Origin of the sequence: Pseudomonas frederiksbergensis (genome assembly GCF_003732275.1) — a bacterium.
GTDB lineage: Bacteria > Pseudomonadota > Gammaproteobacteria > Pseudomonadales > Pseudomonadaceae > Aquipseudomonas > Aquipseudomonas frederiksbergensis_H.
The window spans coordinates 1-4,047 of sequence record NZ_MOBM01000033.1; the positions used below are offsets into that span (position 1 = coordinate 1).

The window sequence follows — 4,047 nt, forward strand, 5'->3', positions numbered from 1 at the left end:
GAATTATAGACTTCCAGAATCTGCCGTCAACCCCTGATTACGCTTTTCTATCAATAACTTGCGGAAAGCCGGAAAACTGCGCATTCCCCTCTCTATATAGGAGAGCAAAAACAGCCCTGCTATATAGAAGGAATACTCAGAGCACTCCAGACGCCTTGAACCCAGCAACGACGCCGGCATCCAGACCCAACACCCGCTGTAAAACCTCCAGCGTGTGCTCACCCAACAAAGGAGGCGCACTACGGTACTCCACCGGAGTCTCGGACAGACGTATCGGGCTCGCAACCTGCGGCACCATCCCGGCCAAAGCATGAGGCAGCTCAATGGCCAACCGCCGTGCCTGAACCTGAGGATCGGCAAACATCTGAGCCAGATCATTGATCGGTCCACATGGCACGCCTGCCTGCTCCAGCTGCGCCACCCATTCGGCAGTAGTCTTGAACACGGTCGCCTGACGAATCAGCGGAATCAATACTGCTCGGTTAGCCACCCGCAATTTGTTGGTCGCAAAACGCGGATCATCCGCCCACTGCGGCTGACCAGCCACCTGCGCAAACTTGCGGAACTGCCCATCGTTACCCACGGTGAGGATGAAATCGCCATCGGCCGTAGGAAAGTCCTGATAAGGCACGATATTCGGGTGAGCGTTGCCCAGGCGTTTAGGCGCAACGCCTGTAGTCAGGTAGTTCATCGCCTGATTGGCCAGACAAGCCACCTGAACATCCAGCAATGCCATGTCTATATGCTGACCGCCACCGCCCTGATCCCGATGAGCCAAGGCCGCCAGGATCGCTACCGTTGAATAGAGACCGGTCAAAATATCTGTCAGCGCCACACCGACTTTCACCGGGCCTGCGCCCTCATCTCCTTCGGGACGGCCAGTCAAACTCATCAGACCGCCCAAACCCTGGATCATGAAGTCGTAACCCGCACGCTTGGCATACGGACCTGTCTGACCGAAGCCGGTGATCGAGCAATAGATCAGCTTCGGATTAATCGCCTTGAGCGACTCATAGTCCAGCCCATAAGCCGCCAGACCACCGACCTTGAAGTTTTCAATGAGGATGTCCGACTTCGCCGCCAGCTCACGCACGAGCTGCTGCCCCTCTGGCCGCGTGAAGTCGATGGTCACTGATTGTTTGTTGCGGTTGGCGGACAAGTAATAGGCCGCCTCGCTGGTATTCTCGCCATAGGCGTCTTTAAGGAACGGGGGCCCCCAAGCGCGCGTGTCATCGCCATTACCCGGGCGCTCGACCTTGATGACTTCGGCGCCAAGGTCCGCCAGGATCTGCCCGGCCCAAGGCCCGGCAAGCACCCGCGATAAATCCAGTACCCGTAGATGCGAAAGCGCGCCCATGACCGTTCTCCTATTAATAGAACGCCTGGATGCCGGTCTGCGCGCGACCGAGGATCAGCGCGTGGACGTCATGCGTACCTTCATAGGTATTCACCACTTCCAGGTTGACCAGGTGCCGAGCGACACCGAACTCATCGGAGATGCCGTTGCCACCCAGCATGTCGCGCGCCATGCGGGCGATATCCAGGGATTTGCCACAGGAGTTGCGCTTCATCATCGAAGTAATCTCGACGGCAGCAGTGCCTTCATCCTTCATACGACCCAGACGCAGGCAGCCTTGCAGCGCCATGGTGATTTCGGTCTGCATGTCAGCCAGCTTCTTCTGGATCAACTGTGTGGCCGCCAATGGACGACCAAACTGCTTACGATCCAGGGTGTACTGGCGAGCGGTGTGCCAGCAGAACTCGGCAGCGCCCAGTGCGCCCCAGGAAATGCCGTAACGCGCCGAATTAAGACAGGTAAAAGGACCTTTCAAGCCCCGGACATCCGGGAAGATGTTCTCTTCAGGGACAAACACATTGTCCATGACGATCTCGCCGGTGATGGATGCACGCAGGCCAACCTTGCCGTGAATCGCCGGAGCGCTAAGGCCTTTCCAGCCCTTCTCCAGAACAAAACCACGAATATCGCCCGCGTCGTCCTTGCCCCAAACCACGAACACATCAGCGATCGGGCTGTTGGTGATCCACATTTTGCTGCCGGTGAGGCTGTAGCCGCCTTCCACTTTGCGTGCACGAGTAATCATCGCGCCCGGGTCGGAACCGTGGTCGGGCTCGGTCAGACCGAAACAACCGATCCATTCACCCGAAGCCAGCTTCGGCAGGTATTTCTGCTTCTGTGCTTCGGTACCGAATTCGTTGATCGGCACCATGACCAGCGAGGACTGCACGCTCATCATCGAGCGATAGCCGGAGTCGACACGCTCGACCTCACGGGCAATCAGACCGTAGCTGACGTAGTTAAGGCCGCTGCCACCGTATTGCTCAGGAATGGTCGCACCCAACAGACCCACTTCACCCATCTCGCGGAAAATCGCCGGGTCGGTCTTCTCATGACGGAAAGCTTCGAGAACGCGCGGCGCGAGCTTCTGCTGAGCAAATTGCTGAGCGGTGTCGCGAATCATGCGTTCTTCTTCAGTGAGCTGTTGATCCAGCAGCAGGGGATCGATCCAGTTGAAGCTAGCTTTACCGCCCATGAGTGAGTCCTCTCGAATCGGGTCAAATAACGTGGAGTGATCCTAGGCCCGGTTCGGTTTCACGGCAAACGAGGATTTTGCATACTGTTGTGCTAATTTCTCACTCCGTAACGTCGCAAAATAGCTTATATGCGATGTATTAGTGAGGTTGACATACATGCGCCGGAAGATCCCCAGTACAACCGCCCTGATCAGCTTTGAAGCTGCAGCGCGCCACGAGAGCTTTACCAAGGCCGCTCAGGAACTTTCCCTCACGCAGGGAGCGATTTGCCGACAGATCGCCAGCCTCGAGGAGTTCCTCAGCGTCGAACTATTCCGACGCTCCCGGCGCGGAGTGAAGCTGACGGAGGCCGGACTTTCCTACAGCCGCCGAGTGGCGACCCAACTCGACGCGGTTGAACGCGACACCTTGTCAGTGATGGGCCAACAAGGCGCCAATGTGATCGAGCTGGCGGTGGTACCAACCTTCGGTACTCAATGGCTGCTGCCGCGACTCAAGGATTTTCAGCACAAACATCCGGAAGTGACAGTCAACCTCACCAATCGCACCCGCCCCTTCCTGTTTGCCGACACCGAATTCGATGCCGCGATCTATTTCGGCGACGCCGACTGGTCGGGTACCGAATCCCACAGGCTAATGGGCGAAAATCCGATGCCGGTGTGCAGCCCCACGTTACTGGGAAAAAAAACCAATCTGACCCCCAGTGAAATCGCCGAACTGCCCCTGCTGCAACAGACCACCCGCCCTTATGCCTGGCGCCAGTGGTTCAACTCTCAAAACCTGAATATCCCGCGAGACATGACAGGGCCGCGTTACGAGCTATTCTCCATGCTTGCTCAAGCTGCGATGCACGATATGGGGATCGCGCTGATTCCACCGTTCCTGATTCAGCGCGAATTAGCAGAGAAGCGTCTGGTGATTGCCAACGCTCAGGCACTATCGAGCATTAAGGCCTACTACCTGATGATTCCCGAGCGAAAGGTCGAATCAGCCTCTTTAAAGGCATTTCGCAATTGGCTGGTGAATCAGGCACAAAGCTACAGCCTAGAAGGATAAAGGCTCCCCTTTATTAGCTGACCTCGTAGTCAGGAATACAAAAGCACTACAGATATAAGTATTTGTCGCATATTGGCAGACTGTACTGAGGAGTAGCACAAACGTCCTACAAAGGCCTGAATACGTGGCCTTGAGCCTCTATTGGCAGGCAATGACGCCTCATTCACCGTGCCGATGTGTAAATTCTTGAATTTTGTACAGAATCCTCACAAGCCACGGCCTACAAGGGATTGCTCCGATAAGTGCGACATTCGGTCACGGGGTGACTTGTAGTTAATTTTCCGTCACCCGTCATAATCCCTTGAAGGGCACAAAGTTCGCCTGCAAAATGCCGCGCCCCGCCCTGATTTGGCGGGATCGTGCTGATCGGCCGCCCCAGACGCACCATCCGCAGTGCCTGGGTTTACTCAATAAGATCACGCAGGAGATTTGACGTGC

At 56.3% G+C, this 4,047-nt stretch carries 3 protein-coding genes; 1 reads left to right on the top strand and 2 read right to left on the bottom strand.

Annotated elements, in window-relative coordinates; all coding sequences use genetic code 11:
* Positions 1-136 precede the first annotated feature (136 nt).
* Positions 137-1,357 carry a CaiB/BaiF CoA transferase family protein gene (locus BK662_RS19235; RefSeq protein WP_123359366.1) on the bottom strand — a complete coding sequence of 407 codons (1,221 nt, stop codon included), beginning with the start codon at positions 1,355-1,357 and terminating at the stop codon, positions 137-139.
* A gap of 13 nt (positions 1,358-1,370) precedes the next feature.
* On the bottom strand, positions 1,371-2,552 hold the full coding sequence (locus BK662_RS19240) for an acyl-CoA dehydrogenase (RefSeq protein ID WP_007897013.1): 1,182 nt from the start codon (positions 2,550-2,552) through the stop codon (positions 1,371-1,373).
* A gap of 157 nt (positions 2,553-2,709) precedes the next feature.
* On the opposite strand from BK662_RS19240, the gene BK662_RS19245 reads away from it, so the two are divergent.
* The gene (locus BK662_RS19245; RefSeq protein ID WP_123359367.1) at positions 2,710-3,609 is read left to right on the top strand and encodes a LysR family transcriptional regulator; all 900 of its coding nucleotides are present in this window, start codon (positions 2,710-2,712) and stop codon (positions 3,607-3,609) included.
* Positions 3,610-4,047 lie beyond the last annotated feature (438 nt).